The sequence below is a fragment of the Paenibacillus taihuensis genome (assembly GCF_003386535.1).
Classification (GTDB): domain Bacteria; phylum Bacillota; class Bacilli; order Paenibacillales; family Paenibacillaceae; genus Paenibacillus_Z; species Paenibacillus_Z taihuensis.
Genome location: NZ_QTTN01000034.1, coordinates 1 through 19,102, shown reverse-complemented (window position 1 = coordinate 19,102; position 19,102 = coordinate 1). Strand labels below are relative to the sequence as shown.

General features: G+C 53.4%; 18 protein-coding genes. All 18 read left to right on the top strand.

Features of this window, described 5'->3' with window-relative positions; translation table 11 throughout:
* Positions 1-15: 15 nt before the first annotated feature.
* The 18 genes from A8990_RS22950 to yajC all read left to right on the top strand — a co-directional run bounded on the left by A8990_RS22950 (position 16) and on the right by yajC (position 18,958).
* A complete protein-coding gene (locus A8990_RS22950; protein ID WP_116191388.1) occupies positions 16-753 on the top strand; it encodes a Spo0B domain-containing protein in 738 nt (245 codons plus the stop codon).
* Between the two features lie 14 nt (positions 754-767).
* Positions 768-2,096, top strand: coding sequence for a GTPase ObgE (gene obgE / locus A8990_RS22945; protein ID WP_116191387.1), 1,329 nt, complete (start codon positions 768-770; stop codon positions 2,094-2,096).
* A 214-nt stretch (positions 2,097-2,310) separates the two neighbouring features.
* Positions 2,311-2,748, top strand: coding sequence for an ACT domain-containing protein (locus A8990_RS22940; protein WP_116191386.1), 438 nt, complete (start codon positions 2,311-2,313; stop codon positions 2,746-2,748).
* Between the two features lie 30 nt (positions 2,749-2,778).
* Positions 2,779-4,065 carry a homoserine dehydrogenase gene (locus A8990_RS22935; RefSeq protein ID WP_116191385.1) on the top strand — a complete coding sequence of 429 codons (1,287 nt, stop codon included), beginning with the start codon at positions 2,779-2,781 and terminating at the stop codon, positions 4,063-4,065.
* 89 nt (positions 4,066-4,154) lie between these two features.
* Positions 4,155-5,228 (top strand): threonine synthase, encoded by a 1,074-nt coding sequence (gene thrC, locus A8990_RS22930; protein WP_116191384.1) that lies wholly within the window; start codon positions 4,155-4,157, stop codon positions 5,226-5,228.
* Positions 5,228-6,202, top strand: coding sequence for a homoserine kinase (gene thrB, locus A8990_RS22925; protein ID WP_116191383.1), 975 nt, complete (start codon positions 5,228-5,230; stop codon positions 6,200-6,202). Before thrC ends, thrB begins: the two co-directional genes overlap by 1 nt.
* Positions 6,199-7,080 carry a prephenate dehydratase gene (gene pheA, locus A8990_RS22920; protein WP_116191382.1) on the top strand — a complete coding sequence of 294 codons (882 nt, stop codon included), beginning with the start codon at positions 6,199-6,201 and terminating at the stop codon, positions 7,078-7,080. Before thrB ends, pheA begins: the two co-directional genes overlap by 4 nt.
* Positions 7,081-7,145: 65 nt before the next feature.
* Positions 7,146-8,027: a branched-chain-amino-acid transaminase gene (ilvE, locus tag A8990_RS22915; protein ID WP_116191381.1), complete on the top strand. Its 882-nt coding sequence runs from the start codon at positions 7,146-7,148 to the stop codon at positions 8,025-8,027.
* Between the two features lie 177 nt (positions 8,028-8,204).
* Positions 8,205-9,893 carry a LysM peptidoglycan-binding domain-containing protein gene (locus A8990_RS32270; RefSeq protein ID WP_245996161.1) on the top strand — a complete coding sequence of 563 codons (1,689 nt, stop codon included), beginning with the start codon at positions 8,205-8,207 and terminating at the stop codon, positions 9,891-9,893.
* 166 nt (positions 9,894-10,059) lie between these two features.
* Positions 10,060-10,713, top strand: a complete 654-nt coding sequence (locus tag A8990_RS22905) for a BofC C-terminal domain-containing protein (protein ID WP_116191380.1) — start codon at positions 10,060-10,062, stop codon at positions 10,711-10,713.
* Positions 10,714-11,539: 826 nt separating this feature from the next.
* Positions 11,540-12,043 (top strand): crossover junction endodeoxyribonuclease RuvC, encoded by a 504-nt coding sequence (ruvC, locus tag A8990_RS22900; RefSeq protein WP_116191379.1) that lies wholly within the window; start codon positions 11,540-11,542, stop codon positions 12,041-12,043.
* Complete coding sequence (gene ruvA / locus A8990_RS22895; RefSeq protein ID WP_116191378.1) at positions 12,040-12,672, top strand: Holliday junction branch migration protein RuvA; 633 nt, start codon at positions 12,040-12,042, stop codon at positions 12,670-12,672. Before ruvC ends, ruvA begins: the two co-directional genes overlap by 4 nt.
* 19 nt (positions 12,673-12,691) lie before the next feature.
* The gene (gene ruvB / locus A8990_RS22890) at positions 12,692-13,747 is read left to right on the top strand and encodes a Holliday junction branch migration DNA helicase RuvB (RefSeq protein ID WP_116191377.1); all 1,056 of its coding nucleotides are present in this window, start codon (positions 12,692-12,694) and stop codon (positions 13,745-13,747) included.
* Complete coding sequence (locus A8990_RS22885; protein WP_116191376.1) at positions 13,747-14,193, top strand: thiol-disulfide oxidoreductase DCC family protein; 447 nt, start codon at positions 13,747-13,749, stop codon at positions 14,191-14,193. Before ruvB ends, A8990_RS22885 begins: the two co-directional genes overlap by 1 nt.
* Positions 14,194-14,216: 23 nt before the next feature.
* Positions 14,217-16,388, top strand: coding sequence for a SpoIID/LytB domain-containing protein (locus A8990_RS22880; protein ID WP_245996160.1), 2,172 nt, complete (start codon positions 14,217-14,219; stop codon positions 16,386-16,388).
* Between the two features lie 9 nt (positions 16,389-16,397).
* Positions 16,398-17,444: a tRNA preQ1(34) S-adenosylmethionine ribosyltransferase-isomerase QueA gene (gene queA / locus A8990_RS22875; protein ID WP_116191375.1), complete on the top strand. Its 1,047-nt coding sequence runs from the start codon at positions 16,398-16,400 to the stop codon at positions 17,442-17,444.
* A 23-nt stretch (positions 17,445-17,467) separates the two neighbouring features.
* Positions 17,468-18,601, top strand: coding sequence for a tRNA guanosine(34) transglycosylase Tgt (gene tgt, locus A8990_RS22870; RefSeq protein WP_116191374.1), 1,134 nt, complete (start codon positions 17,468-17,470; stop codon positions 18,599-18,601).
* A gap of 24 nt (positions 18,602-18,625) precedes the next feature.
* On the top strand, positions 18,626-18,958 hold the full coding sequence (yajC, locus tag A8990_RS22865; protein WP_116191373.1) for a preprotein translocase subunit YajC: 333 nt from the start codon (positions 18,626-18,628) through the stop codon (positions 18,956-18,958).
* The last annotated feature ends 144 nt before the right edge of the window (positions 18,959-19,102 follow it).

The following is a 19,102-nucleotide window of genomic DNA, read 5'->3' as shown; positions in this document are numbered from 1 at the left end:
AAGTAGGCTCGGTGAATGAATCGGATCGAACCCACCAAACAACTGGCGGCTGCATCGATTGTGGTGCCTGCGGCTGCAGTTATTATCTGGCCGTCACAGCTGTGGCTGCTGGCTGTGTTCGTAGTCTGGCTTACACTTGCTTCGGTTTACTGGATTTGGACGGAGCGCAAAGCATATGAATCGCGGATCGAATCGGCGAGTGCTGACATTCAGCAGATCGCAATTCGCACGCTCAATCATCATCGTCACGACTGGATGAATGATCTCCAGGTGATTTATGGCTATATTCGAATGAACAAGACGGATAGAACCGTTCAGTACGTGGAACAGATAAGAGAAAGAATGATGACGGAGAGCAAGATCGCGAAGCTTGGCATTCCGTCGCTCGTCTTATTTATTCAATCCTTTCGCACGTTAACGCACTCATTAGTCATCGATTGGGATATTGACGGGGAATTAAATCTGGCGGATCTGAATGTGGACGGGGAAGCCTGTGCGAAGACGATTATTGAAGTGATTAATGCCTATCGGTATACGGTGCAACCGGGTTTGGGCGATGCAGCTACGCTGTGCATCGACTTGTTGGAAGAAGACCGGAAGCTTCTTGTGACGTTCAGCTGTGATACAGCTATAGGCGAAATAGACAATTGGAGAACACAATGCAACAAAGCGCTGGAAGGATCGCCGCTGCAGCTGGCGGAGAGCGAACTAGACAGCGGATACATGAGGCTGCAGGCGCAGCTTGGGAACTAAACGGAGGCTGACACATGTTTGTCGATAAGGCGAAAATTTTTGTAAAAGGCGGCGACGGCGGCAACGGAATCGTGTCGTATCGTCGCGAGAAATACGTGCCGAACGGCGGTCCTGCCGGCGGTGACGGAGGCAAAGGCGGACACGTGATCTTTCGTGTAGACGAAGGGCTTCGTACGTTGATGGATTTCCGTTACCAGAAGCACTTTAAAGGCGAGAAGGGCGAGCGCGGCAAAGTGAAGTCGATGCACGGTGCGAACGCTGAGAATACGATCATTCGGATTCCGCCTGGAACCGTAATTTTGGATTCCGATACGGAAGAGATTTTGGCGGATATGACGCAGCACGGTTCGGAGATCATCGTTGCGAAAGGCGGACGCGGCGGACGCGGCAACTGCCGGTTCGCGACGGCGGCGAACCCTGCGCCAGACTTTGCCGAGAACGGCGAAGAAGGCGAAGAGCGCTGGATTACGCTTGAGCTGAAGGTAATGGCTGACGTCGGACTTGTCGGCTTCCCGAGCGTAGGCAAGTCGACGCTGCTGTCTGTCGTATCGGCAGCAACGCCGAAGATCGGTGCGTATCACTTCACAACCATTACGCCGAACCTTGGCGTCGTTGATGTCGGTGATGGCCGCAGCTTCGTCATGGCGGATTTGCCAGGTCTCATCGAAGGCGCGCACGAAGGCGTTGGTCTCGGACACGATTTCTTGCGTCACGTTGAACGTACGCGCATCATCCTGCACGTGCTTGATATGTCCGGCTCCGAAGGCCGCGATCCATACGAGGATTGGGTGAAGATCAATCAGGAGCTGAAGCTGTACAATCCGCTCCTGGCTGAACGACCGCAAATCATCGTAGCGAACAAGATGGACATGCCGGAGTCGGAGGAGCAGCTTGCGCTGTTCAAGGAACAGCTGGAAGCAGCGGGTCTTGCGGAGAATCACAAGATCGTTGCGATGTCTTCGCTGACGAAGCAAGGCGTTCAGGAGCTGCTGTACAAAGCGGCAGATCTTCTTGAGACGGTTCCAGAGACACGGACCATCGAAGAAGTGAAGGATGTTGCGGAACGTAAAGTATATACGCTCGATGCGGCGGAGGATCGTTCGTTCAAGGTTGGCAAGGAGAACGAAGGCTTCTATGTCGAGAGTGCTTATATCGAGAAGTTCATGAAGCGCGTCAACTTGAACAACTCCTATGATGCCATCATGCGTTTTGCACGGACGATGCGGCAGATGGGTGTCGATGCAGCGCTGCGTAAGATTGGTGCGAAGGACGGCGATATTGTTCGGATCGGCGACTTTTCATTCGAGTTCTTCGAGGGAAGCGACTTCTATTATCACGAATAACAGCACGAATAACAGATTCAAGGCTCCTTTGGCCAAGTTTGCAGTTTAATCTGCAGGCTTGCTTGCTGAAGGAGCTTTTCTTTCATTACGCATGCAGGAACATTCAGGTATAATAGAAATGTTGTGGATGGCACATTTTCTATTGCCGCATTCGCCGATATTCGATATAATGTCCTCTATGGAAGAACAGATGTCTTTTGTAGGAGGACGGCGAGTGGAGGAACGATATTTTGTCGTCCGTGAGGATATGTTGCCTGAAGCGATCGTCAAGACGATTCAGGTTAAGGAAATGCTCCGTCGCGGGGAAGCGGCTACCGTTCATGAAGCAGCAGAGCGGGTGGGCTTAAGCCGAAGCGCTTTCTACAAGTACAAAGACGGCGTTTATACGCAGAACCAGCTGCAGCGAGAAGCAATCGTTACGATCTCCATGGATCTGGATCATCGCTCAGGCGTTTTGTCCAAAGTGCTCGGTCTCGTAGCCAGCTCCGAAGGCAATGTGCTGACGATCCATCAGACGATTCCGCTGCAAGGATTAGCCAGTGTCATTATTTCGGTCGAAACGTCATTGATGACGAAGCCGATGTCCGAAATGATGGATGACATTCGTAAGCATGACGGCGTCCGCAAGGCGTCGATTATTGGTCAGGGATAAACAGAAATTTTCATACGTGGAGGAACTGGAATGAAACCGATTAAAGTAGGATTGCTTGGCCTTGGAACAGTGGGAACAGGTGTTGTTCGCATCGTGGAGAAGCATCAAAGCGATTTGGAAAGCCAAGTCGGCTCCCCAATCGTCATTGAGAAGATACTCGTTCAGAATAAGGACAAAGCTCGTTCGATCAGCATCGATCAGCATAAGCTGACAGACGATGTATGGGAAATCATTCATAATCCGGAGATTGACGTCATCGTAGAAGTAATGGGCGGCATTGAACTGACGCGCAGCTACATCCTTGAGGCGCTTTCTCGCGGCAAACATATCGTTACAGCCAACAAAGATTTGATGGCGCTGCATGGCCCTGAAATTCTGTCTAAAGCACAGGAGCATGGCTGCGATGTGCTGTATGAAGCTTCCGTAGCCGGCGGTATCCCGATTATCCGTACGCTGATTGAAGGCTTCTCTTCTGACCGTATCATGAAGATTATGGGTATCGTCAACGGTACGACGAACTACATTCTGACGAAGATGAGCCAAGAAGGCGCAGACTATAGCGAAGTGTTGAAGGAAGCGCAAGCGCTTGGCTACGCAGAGGCAGATCCAACATCGGACGTGGAAGGTCTTGACGCAGCTCGCAAAATGACGATTCTCGCAACGCTTGGCTTCCGTGCCAACGTCGCGCTTGAAGATGTCGATGTAAAAGGGATTTCGGCGATTTCCCGTGAAGATATCTTGTACGCGAAGCGTCTGGGCTATGAAGTGAAGCTTCTCGGTATCGCAGAGCGTCAAGATGACTATATCAGCGTAAGCGTTCAGCCTACGATGGTGAAGCGTTCGCACCCGATCGCTTCGGTTAACGGCGTATTTAACGCAGTTTATGTATATGGCGAAGCAGTGGGCGAGACGATGTTCTACGGTCCAGGCGCAGGCGAGCTGCCGACGGCAACTTCGGTCGTGGCAGACCTTGTAGCAGTCGTGAAGAACCTCAAGCTCGGCGTGAACGGCAAGCAAGAGAAAATCGCGTATAAAGAGAAGAAGCTGAAGACTGACGAGCAAATCGCTTCGAAGTACTACTTGCTGCTTCATGTTGCAGACCGTGCGGGTGTACTGGCGCGGATTACGCAAGCATTTGCCGAGTTCGAAGTCAGCCTGGAGTCTGTGCTGCAGCAGCCGAACCCAAGCAATCCGGAAGCAGAAATCATCATCATTACGCATGATGCGAACAAAGCATCCATGAAGAAAGTGCTGAACTCGCTCGAGGATATGGAAGTCGTGAAGACGATCAAGAGCGTTTATCGCGTAGAAGGCTAGATGGCTAAAAGGAACGAAGGATAGAAGGATCGAAGGCTTAAGACTTGAATGCTAACTAATTACATGGACATAAAGGAGCATTACCTACAATGAGATACCTTGGCTTGATTGAAACGTACAAAGAATATTTGCCTGTTACGGACAAAACTCCGATGCTCACACTGCAAGAAGGCAATACGCCGCTCGTTCGCGCAGAGAACTTGTCCAAGGAGCTTGGGCTGAACCTGTTCTTCAAGTATGAAGGCTTGAACCCGACAGGCTCGTTCAAAGACCGCGGTATGGTAATGGCTGTTGCCAAAGCCATGGAGGAAGGCAGCACAACGATTATGTGCGCATCGACTGGCAACACTTCGGCAGCTGCAGCGGCATACGCGGCTCGCGGCGGACTGAACTGTATCGTTCTCATCCCGAATAATAACATTGCGCTGGGCAAGCTTGCTCAAGCGGTTATCTATGGCGCGAAAGTGATCGCGATCAACGGCAACTTCGACCGTGCACTCGAAATCGTTCGTGAAATTACGGCGAAGCACCCGATTACACTCGTGAACTCTGTTAACCCGTACCGGATTGAAGGCCAGAAAACGGCGGCGTTCGAGGTCGTTGATCAACTGAACGGCGAAGCGCCTGACTACTTGGCAATTCCAGTGGGCAACGCGGGCAATATCTCGGCATACTGGAAAGGCTTCAAGGAGCTTCATGCGCATGGTCGGATCGCGAAGCTGCCGAAGATGGTCGGCTTCGAAGCGGAAGGCGCAATGGCAATCGTGAAGGGCGAGCCAATCGCTGAGCCTGAAACCATTGCAACGGCGATCCGTATCGGTAACCCAGCTAGCTGGAAAACAGCGGTTGCTGCGGCGGAAGAGTCCGAAGGTCAAATCAACTATGTAACAGACGAAGAGATTCTGCACGCGTACAAGCTAATCGCTAGCCGCGAAGGCATCTTCGCTGAGCCGGCATCTGCAGCATCGATCGCTGGTGTACTCAAGCTGAAGCGCGAAGGCAAGTTCCAAGGCGGCGAGACTGTGGTTTGCGTTCTTACTGGTCACGGCTTGAAAGATCCGAACATAGCGATCAAGAGCGTACAAGCCGAGCCGATCGTCGTTGAAGATACGGAAGAAGCGGTTATGAATGCCATCCGCCAGCTTGAAGGAGCTGCAAAGTGATGAACCGCCGGGTAATGGTGAAGGTCCCGGCCAGCACGGCGAATCTAGGTCCTGGCTTTGACGCGCTTGGCATGGCGTTGTCACTATATGCTTGGATCGAGATGGCAATTCCCCAGGATGGCCAGACCGTTATCAACCTGCACGGAGATGGACTGAACGGTATCCCCGTTGATAAATCGAACCTGATATTCAAAGTGGCGCAGCTTGTGTTCGACAGAGCAGGCGTATCCGTGCCTGAGCTCGCCATCGATATGTATATTGAAATTCCGCTGACGAGAGGGCTTGGCAGCAGCGCATCCGCTATTATTGGCGGCCTCGTTGCCGCGAATGCCCTGATCGGCAGCCCGCTGAGCCAGGACGAGCTGTTCCAGCTCTCGACTGAGCTCGAAGGCCATCCGGATAATGTTGGCGCATCGCTGTTCGGCGGTATCGTCGTTGCATCTTGGGACGGCAACCGTGCGGAGAAGGTGACCATTAATCCGCCTGCTGATCTGGAGGTGCTCGTTGCGATTCCGGCATTCGAGCTCGCGACAGAGAAGGCGCGGCATGCGCTCCCGACGCAAGTTCCGATGAAGGATGCCGTCTTCAACTTGGCGAGCAGCTCGCTGCTAGTGGCAGCTCTCGCGAGCGGCAATCTCGATTTGATCCCGCATGCGATGCGGGATCGGCTCCATCAGCCCTACCGGGCGGCGCTCGTGCCGGGTATGGCGGAGATTCTTGAGCGTGCCACTGAGCATGGCGCGCTGGGGGTTGCGCTTAGCGGAGCGGGGCCGACGCTGCTGACGCTTGTGAAACGCAGCAGCACGCGGAAGGCGGATCTTGAAGTATTCTTGGTCGACACGCTGAAGGGGCATGGCATTAAAGCAGAGACGATGTGGCTTGAGCCATGCAGCCAGGGACCGGAGCTCACAATTGTACGAGAGCCGAGTGGACAATCGTTCATGGAACGGGTTAAAGGAGAAGTCAGGGCATGATAAGCGTAGCATGTTTGACGAAAGGCTCCACCTCAGACGAGGCGGCCAAATATTTGTTCGGTGCGCATAATGATGATATCAACTATACGTACCATCGAATGATTGCAGATGTGTTTCTATCGACTGCGGAAGGTAGAACCGACTACGCCATCATTCCGATTGAGAATACAATTGACGGCTCGGTGAGCTTACATACCGATTGGCTCGTAGATGAGGTGAACTTGCCGATTCAAGCGGAGTGGGTGTATCCATCCATTCAGAACTTGATCGGTTCATCCACCGAATTGCTCGATGATGCTGGAGGGCTTGCTTACGGGCGGATTACGAAAGTAATGAGCCACCCTGTAGCGATGGCGCAATGTACGCAATATTTGAAGCGTCATCTTCCACACGCAGAGCTTGAGCATGTCGGCAGTACATCGGAAGCCGTTCGAATTGTAAGAGACAATCCAGGCCTTGGCTGGGCAGCGATTGGCCAAGTGACCGCAGCAGCGGACAATGGTTTGTCCGTTCTAGAGACCGCCGTGACCGATCACGACAACAACTTCACGAGATTCTTGCTTGTCGGCGATAAACCATTCACAGTTCGCGAATCAGCAGCTCATAAGACGAGCATTCTGATTACGATGCCTGAAGACTACCCGGGTGCCCTTCATCAGGTGCTCTCGGCATTCTCCTGGCGCCGAATCAACTTGTCGCGGATCGAATCGCGTCCGACGAAGAAGAAGCTCGGCAATTATTATTTTCTTATCGACATCGAGATGTCGCTTGATACTGTGCTGCTTCCGTCGGCAATTGCTGAAATCGAAGCAATCGGTTGTCAGGTTCGTGTATTAGGAAGCTATCCTAGCTTTAAATACGAAACAGCGGGGGCTTGAAGTAAGAGTCGCAGCAGTCGTTAACGTATAGGTGAACCAAATATTCCGGAGGTGCATGAGCAGTCATGGCAGAGCAAGTCATTTATTTAAACGGTGAATATGTAAGCAAAGAAGACGCGAAAATTTCCGTATTTGACCATGGTTTTCTTTATGGCGACGGTATTTTTGAAGGAATCCGTATTTACGGCGGCAACATCTTCAAATGCAAAGAACATCTGGACCGTCTCTATGACTCGGCAAAATCCATCATGCTGGACATCCCGCTGGCATACGATGAAATGGAGCAAGCGTTGATCGAGACGATCCGTAAGAACGCTCTGCGCGATGGCTACATCCGCTTGGTCGTATCCCGCGGTCCTGGTAACCTGGGTCTTGATCCGAAGCGCTGCCCGAAAGCATGGGTCATCATCATCGTAGAACAGCTTGCCATCTATCCGGAAGAAGCTTACCGCGACGGTCTCGTATCGGTATCGGTATCGCAGCGCCGCAACATCCCGGATGCACTGAATCCGAAGATCAAATCGCTGAACTACTTGAATAACATTCTCGTAAAAATCCAGGCGAACCTTGCAGGTGTCGGCGAAGCGATTATGCTGAACTCCCAAGGTTATGTTGCGGAAGGCTCCAGCGATAATATCTTCATTATCAAGCGTGGCGTCGTATATACACCACCGTGCTACGTAGGCGCGCTAGAAGGTATTACGCGGGCTACGATTATCGAGCTTTGCGAGAAGCTGGGCTACTCGCTGAAGGAAGAGCCGTTCACACTGCATGATGTTTACGTAGCAGATGAAGTCTTCTTCACAGGTACAGCAGCGGAAGTTATCGCGGTTCGCGAAGTGGACGGACGTACGATCGGCGGCGGCAAAGCCGGCCCGATTACGACTCATCTGCTTGGCGAATTCCGTAAAACAGTTGAAGTGGATGGCGTGAAAGTATACGAATAGCGGCAAATTAACGGAAAGTTGAAGTTCTGTGAGGCTTAGAGGCCAACAGGACTTCAACTTTTTTTTATGTGGATGGGTGACACTCGCCTAGCTGATGCATAGGATGTAGGGATTGATAACGGGCGTTTGCCGCGTCTTTCGGGTAAGGCGCATGAACGTGACAGGAGGTTTCAGCGGGTGAAAATCCATATTGTAAAAAAAGGCGATACCTTATACCTAATTGCACAGAAGTACAATGTATCGCTGGAAGAAATCATTAAGCTTAACCCGGAGATCACGAATCCGGACCAAATCGACATCGGCATGAAAGTGAAAGTCCCTACTGGCTCGAATCATCATAACGGCCAAATGGACATCATGCACCAGCATGTTGTGCAGCAAGGGGACACGTTGTGGAAGCTGTCGAAGGCGTGGGGCGTTCCGCTCGGCGATATGATCAAAGCGAATCCGCAGCTTAAAAATCCGAACGTACTGCTCACAGGCGAGATCGTGAACATTCCGACGCCGGGCTCTTCGGGTATGATGATGCATGAGATGAGCGAGAACAACGGTAAAGGCACAGGCCACCACCATCATCTGTCGCCAAGCTCGGTTATGCAAGGCGTTCAAGGCTTGATGAGCAAGATCCCGACAGGCAAGAAGCCAACTGGCCAAAAGCCAAGCACAATGCCAATGCCAATTCCAGAAGTGCTTCCGGAAGCAGTTGAACCGACTCCGATGCCGATTCCTGAACCAGTACCTACACCGCTACCAGCTCCAATGCCGGTAGTGGAGAAGAAATATCCAGTATACCAAGCGCAGCAGCATGTTGACCTGTTTAAGCAGTATGGCGTGCCTGCAACAGAAGTGATGTCGCTTTATGATATGCCGAAGATGCCTGAAGCGGTATCGCCGGCATCGCAAGGACCGATGAAGCATGGCTATGGCTTCAGCAATCCGACCGTTGTGTCGCCGGAAATGACAGGCGGCTACGGCATGAACATGGCAGCGGTGTCGCCAGCGATGACAGGCGGCTACGGCATGAACATGGCAGCGGTATCGCCAGCATCGACAGGAGGCGGCTACGGCTTCCCGACGGCAGTGTCCCCAGCATCAACAGGGGGCAGCTATGGCTTCGACATGGGACCGACTGCAGTTAGCCCTGCACAAGAAGGGCCGGAATGGGGTCCTCCAATGACATTGCCATGGGGCGCGCCAAGCTATGGTTATAACCCTTCGATGGTATCGCCAGCAGAGATGGGACCACAAGGCGGTTACGGCTATAACCCTTCGATGGTATCGCCAGCAGAGATGGGACCACAAGGCGGTTACGGCTTCAACCCTTCGATGGTATCGCCAGCAGAGATGGGACCACAAGGCGGCTACGGCTTTAACCCTTCGATGGTATCGCCAGCAGAAATGGGACCACAAGGCGGTTACGGCTTCAACCCGTGGATGGTATCGCCAGCGGAGATGGGACCACAGGGCGGTTATGGCTTCAACCCAACGATGGTGTCGCCAGCAGAAATGGGACCACACGGCGGTTATGGCTACGGATTTGACCCTTCGATGGTATCCCCGGCTAACGTTGGCCCGCAAGGCGGCTATGGCTACGGCTATGACCCTTCGATGGTATCGCCAGCAAACATGGGACCGCAAGGCTACACTTACATGGGAAACGGTCAAGTGTCGCCAATCGTCGCAGGCGCAAACGATAAGAATGGCAACTGCGGCTGCCGCGAAGACGAAGAAGAGCTTGTTGATGAAGAGAACATCGAGTTGAATGCGCCGAAAGCGAAAGTGGCTCGCAAGAAAAAGCCAGTCATCCGTACCGTGCGCACGACAAAACCGAAACGCCGCGGAAGCTTTCCATGGATTAATCAATAATCGACTCCAGCAATAATCAAACAGCCCCGCGTTAGCGATTGGCATCTCGTATGCCGAGCGCAAGCCGGGGCTTTTTGGCAAGGGGATAACTTTATAAGAAATCCATGCATATTTCTCCAGCGCTAATGAAAAACTAGCAAAAAAGGTAAAAAGGGGAGTTCCCAACATGGAATTCAGCCTGTGGAAAAAAATAAAACAGAAACTGCGCCGTTCCCGCCGCCCGATATGGCAGCTTGGCAGTATAATCGCTGCCGTATTGATACTAATCAGCAGCTATACGGGCGGCAGTGCAGCTGCTGCTGAACCGGACAAGCCTCAGCCTCAGAATGACGCTCCTAACAGTGTCATCGAGACACTATCGGGGCAGTCCGAACAGGTCAATGTGAGGCTGCGTATGATCTACTTATGCGGTGACGAGATGAAAACGCTCGGCAAAATGAGTGCCAAAGCCGCGCTCCGCATGCTTTCGCAGCATCCGGAGTGGAATGCGGTCATGCATGCGGACGGTGCAGTTGTCATGGAACAGCGCATCGACGATTTATCCGAATCCTGCAAGCGCAACGGTTATATCAGCCTCGATAAGGCGGGGAATTTGACGCTGTTCGACGGCTCGCCGAAGGAGAAGAAGGTGATGCGTACCTTCTTCCAGCTCGATGTTCACTACATGGAGAGCAGCCTGCCTAAGGAGCGGATTGACCAGCTCATGAACGGCATCCGCATCACGGATAAAGATGAGTTCAACAGTGTGATTTCAACGTTCAGCGATTATGCGCTCGACCGCAATGAGAAGGTCGAGAAAGTGATGAAACGGTCGTTTTGACCAGAGCAAACAGCTAGAAGGACGGTCCGGTAACCCGGTCCGTCCTTCTTCTTGTGCGCCCGGCATGGGCGATAACTCTAAGGTGAAAGTCCTGAACGGAGGTTGGCTGTACCAACCGTTAGCCTAAGGCAAGGGTGCCGACCGTGAGGTGGGATCTGAAGGAAGCCGGCGGCAAAGTTCCGACCCGAGGACCACGAACCCAAGGTGAGGCTGTTGTATCTGGGCGAGTCTCCAAGACAAGACAAAGCCCCATACAGCCAAGGGATACAGCAGTAAATTGGGCGGGTACATGGAATGAAAGTTATCGCTCTTACCCGGGGAGATCTGTCAGAAAGTGAAGAAGGCCCAAGTGTTCCTTCGGAATAACCCTTGTCGGAAGGCAAGACTACACTGGCAGAAGTCAGCAGAGGTCATAGTACGTAGAAATACGGAAGGACCGAACGTCAGACAGTGGAAATAAGCGGGGATTTCGTGAGCAGGTGTTCAAGAGCAGAATTCCAAATTTGGAACACGTTATGAGAAAGAAGGGTGAAGCCCGAACGGCTCATAAAAGTGGGCTTAATCGGCTCCGGCATGAACCGCCACTCCTCCCATCAACCATGTGGTCATGGTGTGGTCATGGTTGGGCAAGTTTGACGAACCGCCGTATACGGGACCGTACGTACGGTGGTGTGAGAGGTCGGGGGCTAGCAGCCCCCTCCTACTCGATTGCCTGCCGCCGATTCGGGGGACAAAACGCGTGTTCTCATACTGCTCATCATTTGATATAATGGGGGGAAGCCAATTTTTGATAGAAGGATGAAGTTGGCCTGGGGAGAGAGTAGATTTGCGCGTATTAGGTATCGATCCGGGGATTGCGATTGTCGGTTTCGGATTTATTGACAAAATCGGGAGCAAGCTCGTTCCCGTTCAATACGGCTGCATTCAGACGGAGGCGCATACGCCTCAAGAGGAGCGGCTCAAGCAGGTTTACGAATCAACCTGCGCACTTATTGATCGTTACAAACCTGACACCGTTGCGGTGGAGAAGCTGTTCTTCAACAAGAACGTCACGACAGCATTCTCGGTCGGTCAGGCACGCGGCGTCATGATTCTTGCCGCTGCGCAGCGCGGACTGCCGGTGACGGAATATACGCCGCTGCAGGTGAAACAAGCTATTGTCGGCTACGGCAAAGCCGAGAAGCGTCAGGTGCAAGAGATGGTGAAGATGTTCCTGAAGCTGTCCGCCATTCCGAAGCCTGATGACGTTGCGGATGCGCTCGCGGTGGCGATTTGCCATGCCCATTCGTCGGTTCTGACACATAAAATAAACGAGGTGAACCGAGGATGATCGATTATATTCGCGGCCGTGTCGTCCATTTGGATACGGAATATGTCGTCGTAGATGTGCGTGATATCGGCTATCAGGTGTTTACGCCGAATCCGTATGCTTTTGTGAAGAGCGAAGATGTGGTTACGATATACACGCATCACCATGTGCGTGAGGATGCGAATCTGCTGTTCGGCTTCTCGAACCGCGAGGAGCAGGCGATGTTCCGCAAGCTGCTTGACGTTTCGGGCATCGGTCCGCGCGTTGCGCTCGGCATTCTCGCAGGCGGCAAGCCGGAGACGATTGCAGCGGCGATTCAGCAAGAGAACTTGACGTTCCTTACGAAGCTGCCGGGCATTGGCAAGAAGACCGCGCAGCGGATGGTGCTTGATCTGAAGGATAAGCTCGATCATATTCCAGGCGGATTCAGCTTCGCGGCAGCAGCCGTCTCGCTTGATGATGCGGGCACAAGCGGCACGCTGTTCGAAGGCGGAGAAGTATGGCGAGAGGCGCGTGAAGCGCTCATGGCGCTTGGTTATACCGCGGCAGAGCTTGACCGCGCATGGCAGAGCATGAAGCAGACCGAAGTGCCGAATGAAACCGTTGATGCGCTCATGAAGCGGGCATTGCAGCAGCTGTTCAAAGGCTGATTGAAGGAGGTAAGCGTAAATGGACGATCGGATAATTTCCGCCAACCTCATGATGGAAGATCAAGCGGTGGAGTTTAGTTTACGTCCCCGCTATTTGTCTGAGTATATCGGCCAATCGCAAGTGAAAGAGAATTTGAAAGTCTTTATCGAAGCGGCGAAGCTGCGCAAGGAAGCGCTGGATCACGTGCTATTGTACGGGCCGCCGGGGCTTGGCAAGACGACGCTCTCGAATATCATCGCCAACGAGCTTGGCGTTAATCTGCGTACGACGAGCGGACCGGCAATTGAGCGCCCAGGCGATCTTGCCGCGCTGCTGACGAACCTGCAGGAAGGCGATGTGCTGTTCATCGACGAGATTCACCGACTCCACCGTACGGTAGAGGAAGTGCTCTATCCGGCGATGGAGGACTTCGCGCTTGATATTATGATCGGCAAAGGCCCGAGCGCAAGATCGGTTCGCCTCGACTTGCCGCCGTTCACGCTGATCGGGGCGACGACGCGGGCAGGCCTCTTGTCGGCTCCGCTTCGCGACCGTTTCGGCGTTGTAAGCCGGCTCGAGTTCTACACGGTCGATGAGCTGGCATTTATCGTCTCGCGTGCGTCGGAAATTCTCGGCGTGAGCATTATCGGTGAAGCTGCGCAAGAGATTGCGATGCGTTCCCGCGGAACGCCGCGGATTGCGAACCGTCTGCTCAAGCGGGTGCGTGATTTCGCGCAAGTCCGGGGCGACGGCATTGTGACGCATGAATTGGCGCGATCCGCTCTGAGCCTCATTCAAGTCGATCCGCTCGGCCTCGACAGCATCGACCATAAGATGCTCCGCGCGATGATTACGATCTATCGCGGCGGACCTGTAGGGCTCGATACGATCGCGGCGACGATCGGTGAAGAAGGCCAGACGATTGAAGATGTGTATGAACCGTATTTGATGCAAATCGGTTTCCTGCAGCGCACACCGCGCGGCCGGATGGTGACGCCCCTTGCTTACCGGCATCTCGGGCTGCCCGTTCCGGAAGAGAAAGGCGGCGCTGCGGAGCAGGAAAGCGATACCGATGAAGGAGGCGTCATCCTCTAATGGCCCGAGAACAGAAACAGTCGGAGGAGCGAAGTCGCGAGAAGCTGATTGTCCTGTATGACGGAGAATGCAATTTATGTTTGGCAAGTGTGAAGCGCTTGAAGGAGCTGCAGTCTAGCGCGACCATTCGTTTTATCGCCGTGCAAGCGCTGGAAGAGACGTATGAGACGGTTCCTGGTCTTGATCATGTTTCAACCGAACAGCTGCTAACGAAGATTCATGTCGTAGAGATGAATGGGACGCTGCATGCCGGAGCGGCAGGCATTGTCCGTATTCTGCGAACGACGAGAGGGCTGCGATGGCTGGCGTGGCTGTACCGTGTACCAGGCCTGCGCATTGCTGCTGATGGCTTGTACCGGATTATTGCAGCAAGACGCTATGAATGGTTCGGCAAAGCGGACCAAAGCTGCCATGAAGGGGCTTGTTCGCTGCCGCGAAAGGATTAAGTGCGAGGAGGATAATGAGGCCGATGAATGGCGTTAACGTTCATACGAACGAGACGAAGGAGCCGGCACGAATGCAGTTTCCGATGCCGAAGACGATGCGAACGGTTACCGCGATTTTGGCTGGTGTAATTGGACTTTCCGTGTGGACGGCGCTCCCATCTAACGGAGCGGCTGTACCTCATCTGGATACGATACGCGTTGGGATATTCCTCGATACGAGCAAGTACAAGCTGAATACCGCTGCAGCTTCGTTCAGTTCAGCAGCGGCACTGCAGGTTGGTCTGAGGCTGCCGTCAGGCGTCATACCAATGTTCGAAACAGCGAGCGGCGAGATGATCCGATTCACGATGGATGATTACAAGCCAATGCTGCTGGAGACGACGAATTACCAGACGGCGCTTGCTCTGATCAAGCGGCTGAAGGCTATGGGCGGGTCGGGCATGATGACGGCGTCAAGTGATCCGAGAGGCAAAGTCTATCAGATCCTTGAAGGCTCCTACGGGACGGCGGCGGAAGCGAAGTCGGCGGCTGACCGCTGGCTCAAAGACGCAACAGTCGCCAGCTATGCCGGCAAATCAAGCAACGCCAGCTTGATCGGTCCGCTGCATCTGGAGACCGGTATGACGTACGCGTCGAAGAGCGATGCGGTAAAAGCGGCTGGAGCGCTTAGCGCGAGCGGCGCCGAGGCTTATGCAGCATTGAAACAGACAGGCAGCGCAGCTGCAGTGTACACGGTACTGATCGGTGCCGAAAGCGACCAGACGGCGCTTAGCAAGGCGAAGGCAGGGGCGCTGCAAGCGAACCCCGCTCTGGCACTGCGTGTGACAGATGCAGCATCGATCTATTCGCTGATCCGTGACGATTACACGACAGCTGAGTCGGCCTCCAAGCCTCCGGTTGCACTCTATTCGGTTCCTGCTGCAGGCGCGAAGCTGTGGGTTTCCACAACAGGGGCAACGGGCATTAAGCTAACCGAGCGATATAATCGCAGCTATCGGGGGAGCTTCGAGGTGAGCGGGCTGAACAACAAGCTCGCTGTTATTAATGAGCTGCCATTCGAGCAGTACGTCTATGCTGTAGTCGGTGCAGAGATGCCTGCGTCCTGGCCGGCAGAAGCGCTGAAATCGCAAGCGATTGCGGCGCGTACATATGCCCTTTATCAAGGGTTCGGATTTCAAATCGCGCATGTCGTCGATACGACACTAAGTCAGGCTTATGGGGGCATCGGCTCCGAGAAGCCGACGACGATCGCTGCGGTTGATGCGACAAACGGCGAAGTGGCGATGTATAATGGGAAGCTGATCGAGACGGTATTTTCCTCAAGCGCAGGAGGCGTTACGGCGGATTCCAAAGAAATTTGGGGAAGCGATGTTGCTTACTTGAAGAGCGTCACAAGTCCGGATGAAGTTTCGGAGAAGGGGCTCTACAAGTGGTATCGCATCGTAACACCGGACGGTTCTGTCGGTTATATGCGTGAGGATCTGCTTGATACGACTGACCAATTCTCGGCGAGCGGGCAACCTCTGCTGCGCGTCAAGTCAGACGGTTCGAAGGTCCGTCCAATCCCGCTCATTCAAGACGACGTGCCCATCGTAGATTCGGTCAACAGCGGCTCGCTGGTTGTTCAGTTGGACAAGGTGACGCAGTCTAATGAGATGTCGTGGGTGCGCGGTACGTACTCGGCCGATACATTGCTCGGGTTTACGCAAGGGAAGCTTCAGAAGGCGATCAGCGGGAAGATATCGACGCTTGAAGTCAGCCAGCGCGGACCTTCCGGCAGACCGACTGAAATTATGGTCAACGGGCAGAAGCTGCAAGTGAAGAACCCGGACGGATTCCGTTCTGCATTCGGCGGCTTGCCGAGCACATTGTTCACGATCGACGAGACGGCGAGAGTGACGATGTCGGGGGCAGATGATTCCGTACGCAATCTTCCTGCGGACGGCGGTTCTGTTTATATCCAAGGGGGAGACGGCTCGGCACGAGAATTGAAGGAGCCGAACTATTTTATCCTGAGTGGAGATGGACAAGTTCGGGCTGCGACGAAGGAGCCGGGCTTCCGCTTCGAAGGCGGAGGCAATGGCCATGGCGTCGGTCTGTCACAGTACGGAGCTCGCGGATTGGCAGAGCTTGGGTATGACTATAAATATATAATGCAATACTACTATAAAGACGTGCAGATCGTTAAGGAATGACAATAACCTATGAATGTAAATGACTTTGATTTTGAATTGCCAGAGCAGTTAATTGCTCAGACGCCGCTTGCGGATCGAACAGCTTCACGGCTGCTCACGTTGAGCAGGGCGACTGGCGAAGCCGGGCACCATACGTTTCCGTATCTTGCAGAAATGCTGCAAGCAGGAGATACGTTAATTTTGAACGATACGCGGGTCATGCCGGCGAGGTTGATGGGTGTGAAGTCGGACACAGGAGCAAAGGTAGAGCTATTGCTCCTCAAACAACTTGAGGGCGACCGCTGGGAGACACTCGCAAAGCCAGGCAAACGGCTGAAGGTTGGCGCGCAGCTCTCCTTCGGCGACGATGGGAATGGCGAGCCGCTCCTTCGGGCGACTGTCGTTGCAGAAGGCGAGATGGGTGGACGCGAGATCGAGTTCCACTATGAAGGCATTTTCAATGAGCTGCTGGATCGCCTTGGCGAGATGCCGCTGCCGCCTTATATCAAGGAGCGGCTGGATGACCGTGAGCGTTATCAGACGGTGTACGCGAAGCATGAAGGTTCTGCGGCCGCACCGACGGCGGGGCTTCATTTCACCAAAGAGTTTCTAGCGCAGCTTCAAGCAAAAGGCGTGCAGATCGGTTATATCACGCTGCATGTCGGCCTCGGAACGTTCCGTCCGATGTCCGTCGACACCGTGGAAGAGCATACGATGCACTCCGAGTACTATGAGCTAAGCGAAGAGACAGCCGCGATGCTGCGTGATGCGAAGGCGCGGGGCGGACGAATTGTTGCCGTTGGTACAACTTCTTGCCGAACTCTTGAAACCGTTGCATCCCGTTTTACGTATGAAGACATACGGGCATGCAGCGGCTGGACCGACATTTTTATTTTCCCGGGCTATGAATTTAAGCTTGTGAATGCACTGCTGACGAACTTCCATCTGCCAAAGTCGACGCTCGTGATGCTCGTAAGCGCGCTGGCCGGACGTTCAGCTGTGATGAATGCGTACAAGGAAGCGATCGAACAGGAATACCGGTTCTTCAGCTTCGGCGACGCCATGTTTATTTACTAGGAATAGAAAGAGGACGTGCTGCAGTGGCAATCACCTATGAATTAATTAAAACATGTAAACAAACCGGAGCACGACTTGGCCGCGTGCATACGCCTCACGGCGTCATCGAAACACCAACCTTCATGCCGGTCGGCACGCAGGCAACGGTGAAGACGGTAAGCCCGGAAGAACTGAAGACGCTTGATGCGCATATCATTCTCAGCAATACATACCATCTGTTCATCCGCCCGGGTCATGAAATCGTCCGCCAAGCTGGCGGGCTCCATAAGTTCATGAACTGGGACCGTCCTATTCTGACGGACAGCGGCGGCTTCCAAGTGTTCAGCCTTAGCAACATGCGCAAAATCAATGAAGAAGGCGTCGAGTTCCGCAACCATCTGAACGGGGACAAGCTGTTCATCTCCCCGGAGAAGGCGATGGAGATTCAGAATGCGCTCGGCTCCGACATCATGATGGCATTCGATGAATGCGCGCCATATCCCGCTGAGTACGATTATGTGAAGAAATCGCTGGAGCGGACAACTCGCTGGGCGGAACGCTGCCTTGCTGCACATGCCCGCCCAGAGACCCAAGCATTGTTCGCCATTGTCCAAGGCGGCATGTACGAGGACCTGCGCCGCCAGAGCGCGCTAGAGTTGACTTCCATGGATTTCCCGGGGTATGCTATTGGTGGATTAAGTGTCGGAGAACCGAAGGATCTGATGTACAATGTGCTTGATTGTACGGTTCCGCTTCTCCCTACGAATAAGCCGCGATATCTGATGGGCGTCGGTTCGCCAGACGCATTGCTTGACGGCGCGATTCGCGGTGTCGACATGTTCGACTGCGTACTGCCAACTCGTATTGCCCGTAACGGTACAACGATGACTAGCCAAGGCCGGCTCGTTATCCGTAATGCCAAGTTTGCCGATGATTTCGGCCCGCTCGATCCGGAGTGCAGCTGTTATACGTGTACGAACTATTCGCGTGCGTATATCCGCCATCTGATCAAGGCTGATGAGACGTTCGGCATCCGGCTTACGACGATTCACAACCTGCACTTCCTGCTGGAGCTTATGCGTAATGTGCGCAAAGCGATTATGGAAGACAGATTGCTTGATTTCCGTAACGAATTTTTTGAAACTTACGGCTTGAACGAGAATAGTAAAGGCTTTTAATTTGAGGAAAGAGGTGAATCTATTATGTCAGGAGCAGCATCGATACTTCCATTTGTACTTATGTTTGCGGTATTCTACTTCTTGCTCATTCGCCCGCAGCAGCGTAAGTCGAAGCAGCGTAACCTCATGCTTAGCGGGATCAAGAAAGGCGACAAGATCGTCACGATCGGCGGCATGCACGGTACGATTCTTGAGCTTACCGACGACACGGTTGTGTTGCGCGTAAACGACGCAACGAAGATTACGTTTGATCGCAGCGCAATCAACAACGTCGTATCCGCAAGCGCAGCTGTACAAGCAGCACCGGCGCCAGTCGTGGAGAAGAAGGAAGAGAAGGCAGACAACATTAAAGCTTAACTCTTTCACAAGTATACAGCGTTACAGAAAGCGGCCCCGCCAGTTCAGACTGAACTGTGACCCGCAAGATGGACACTTTGAAAAAAGTGTCCATCTTGCGGGTTTTGTGTTTTAATAAGAAGCTGAGATCTGAAACGGGGATGT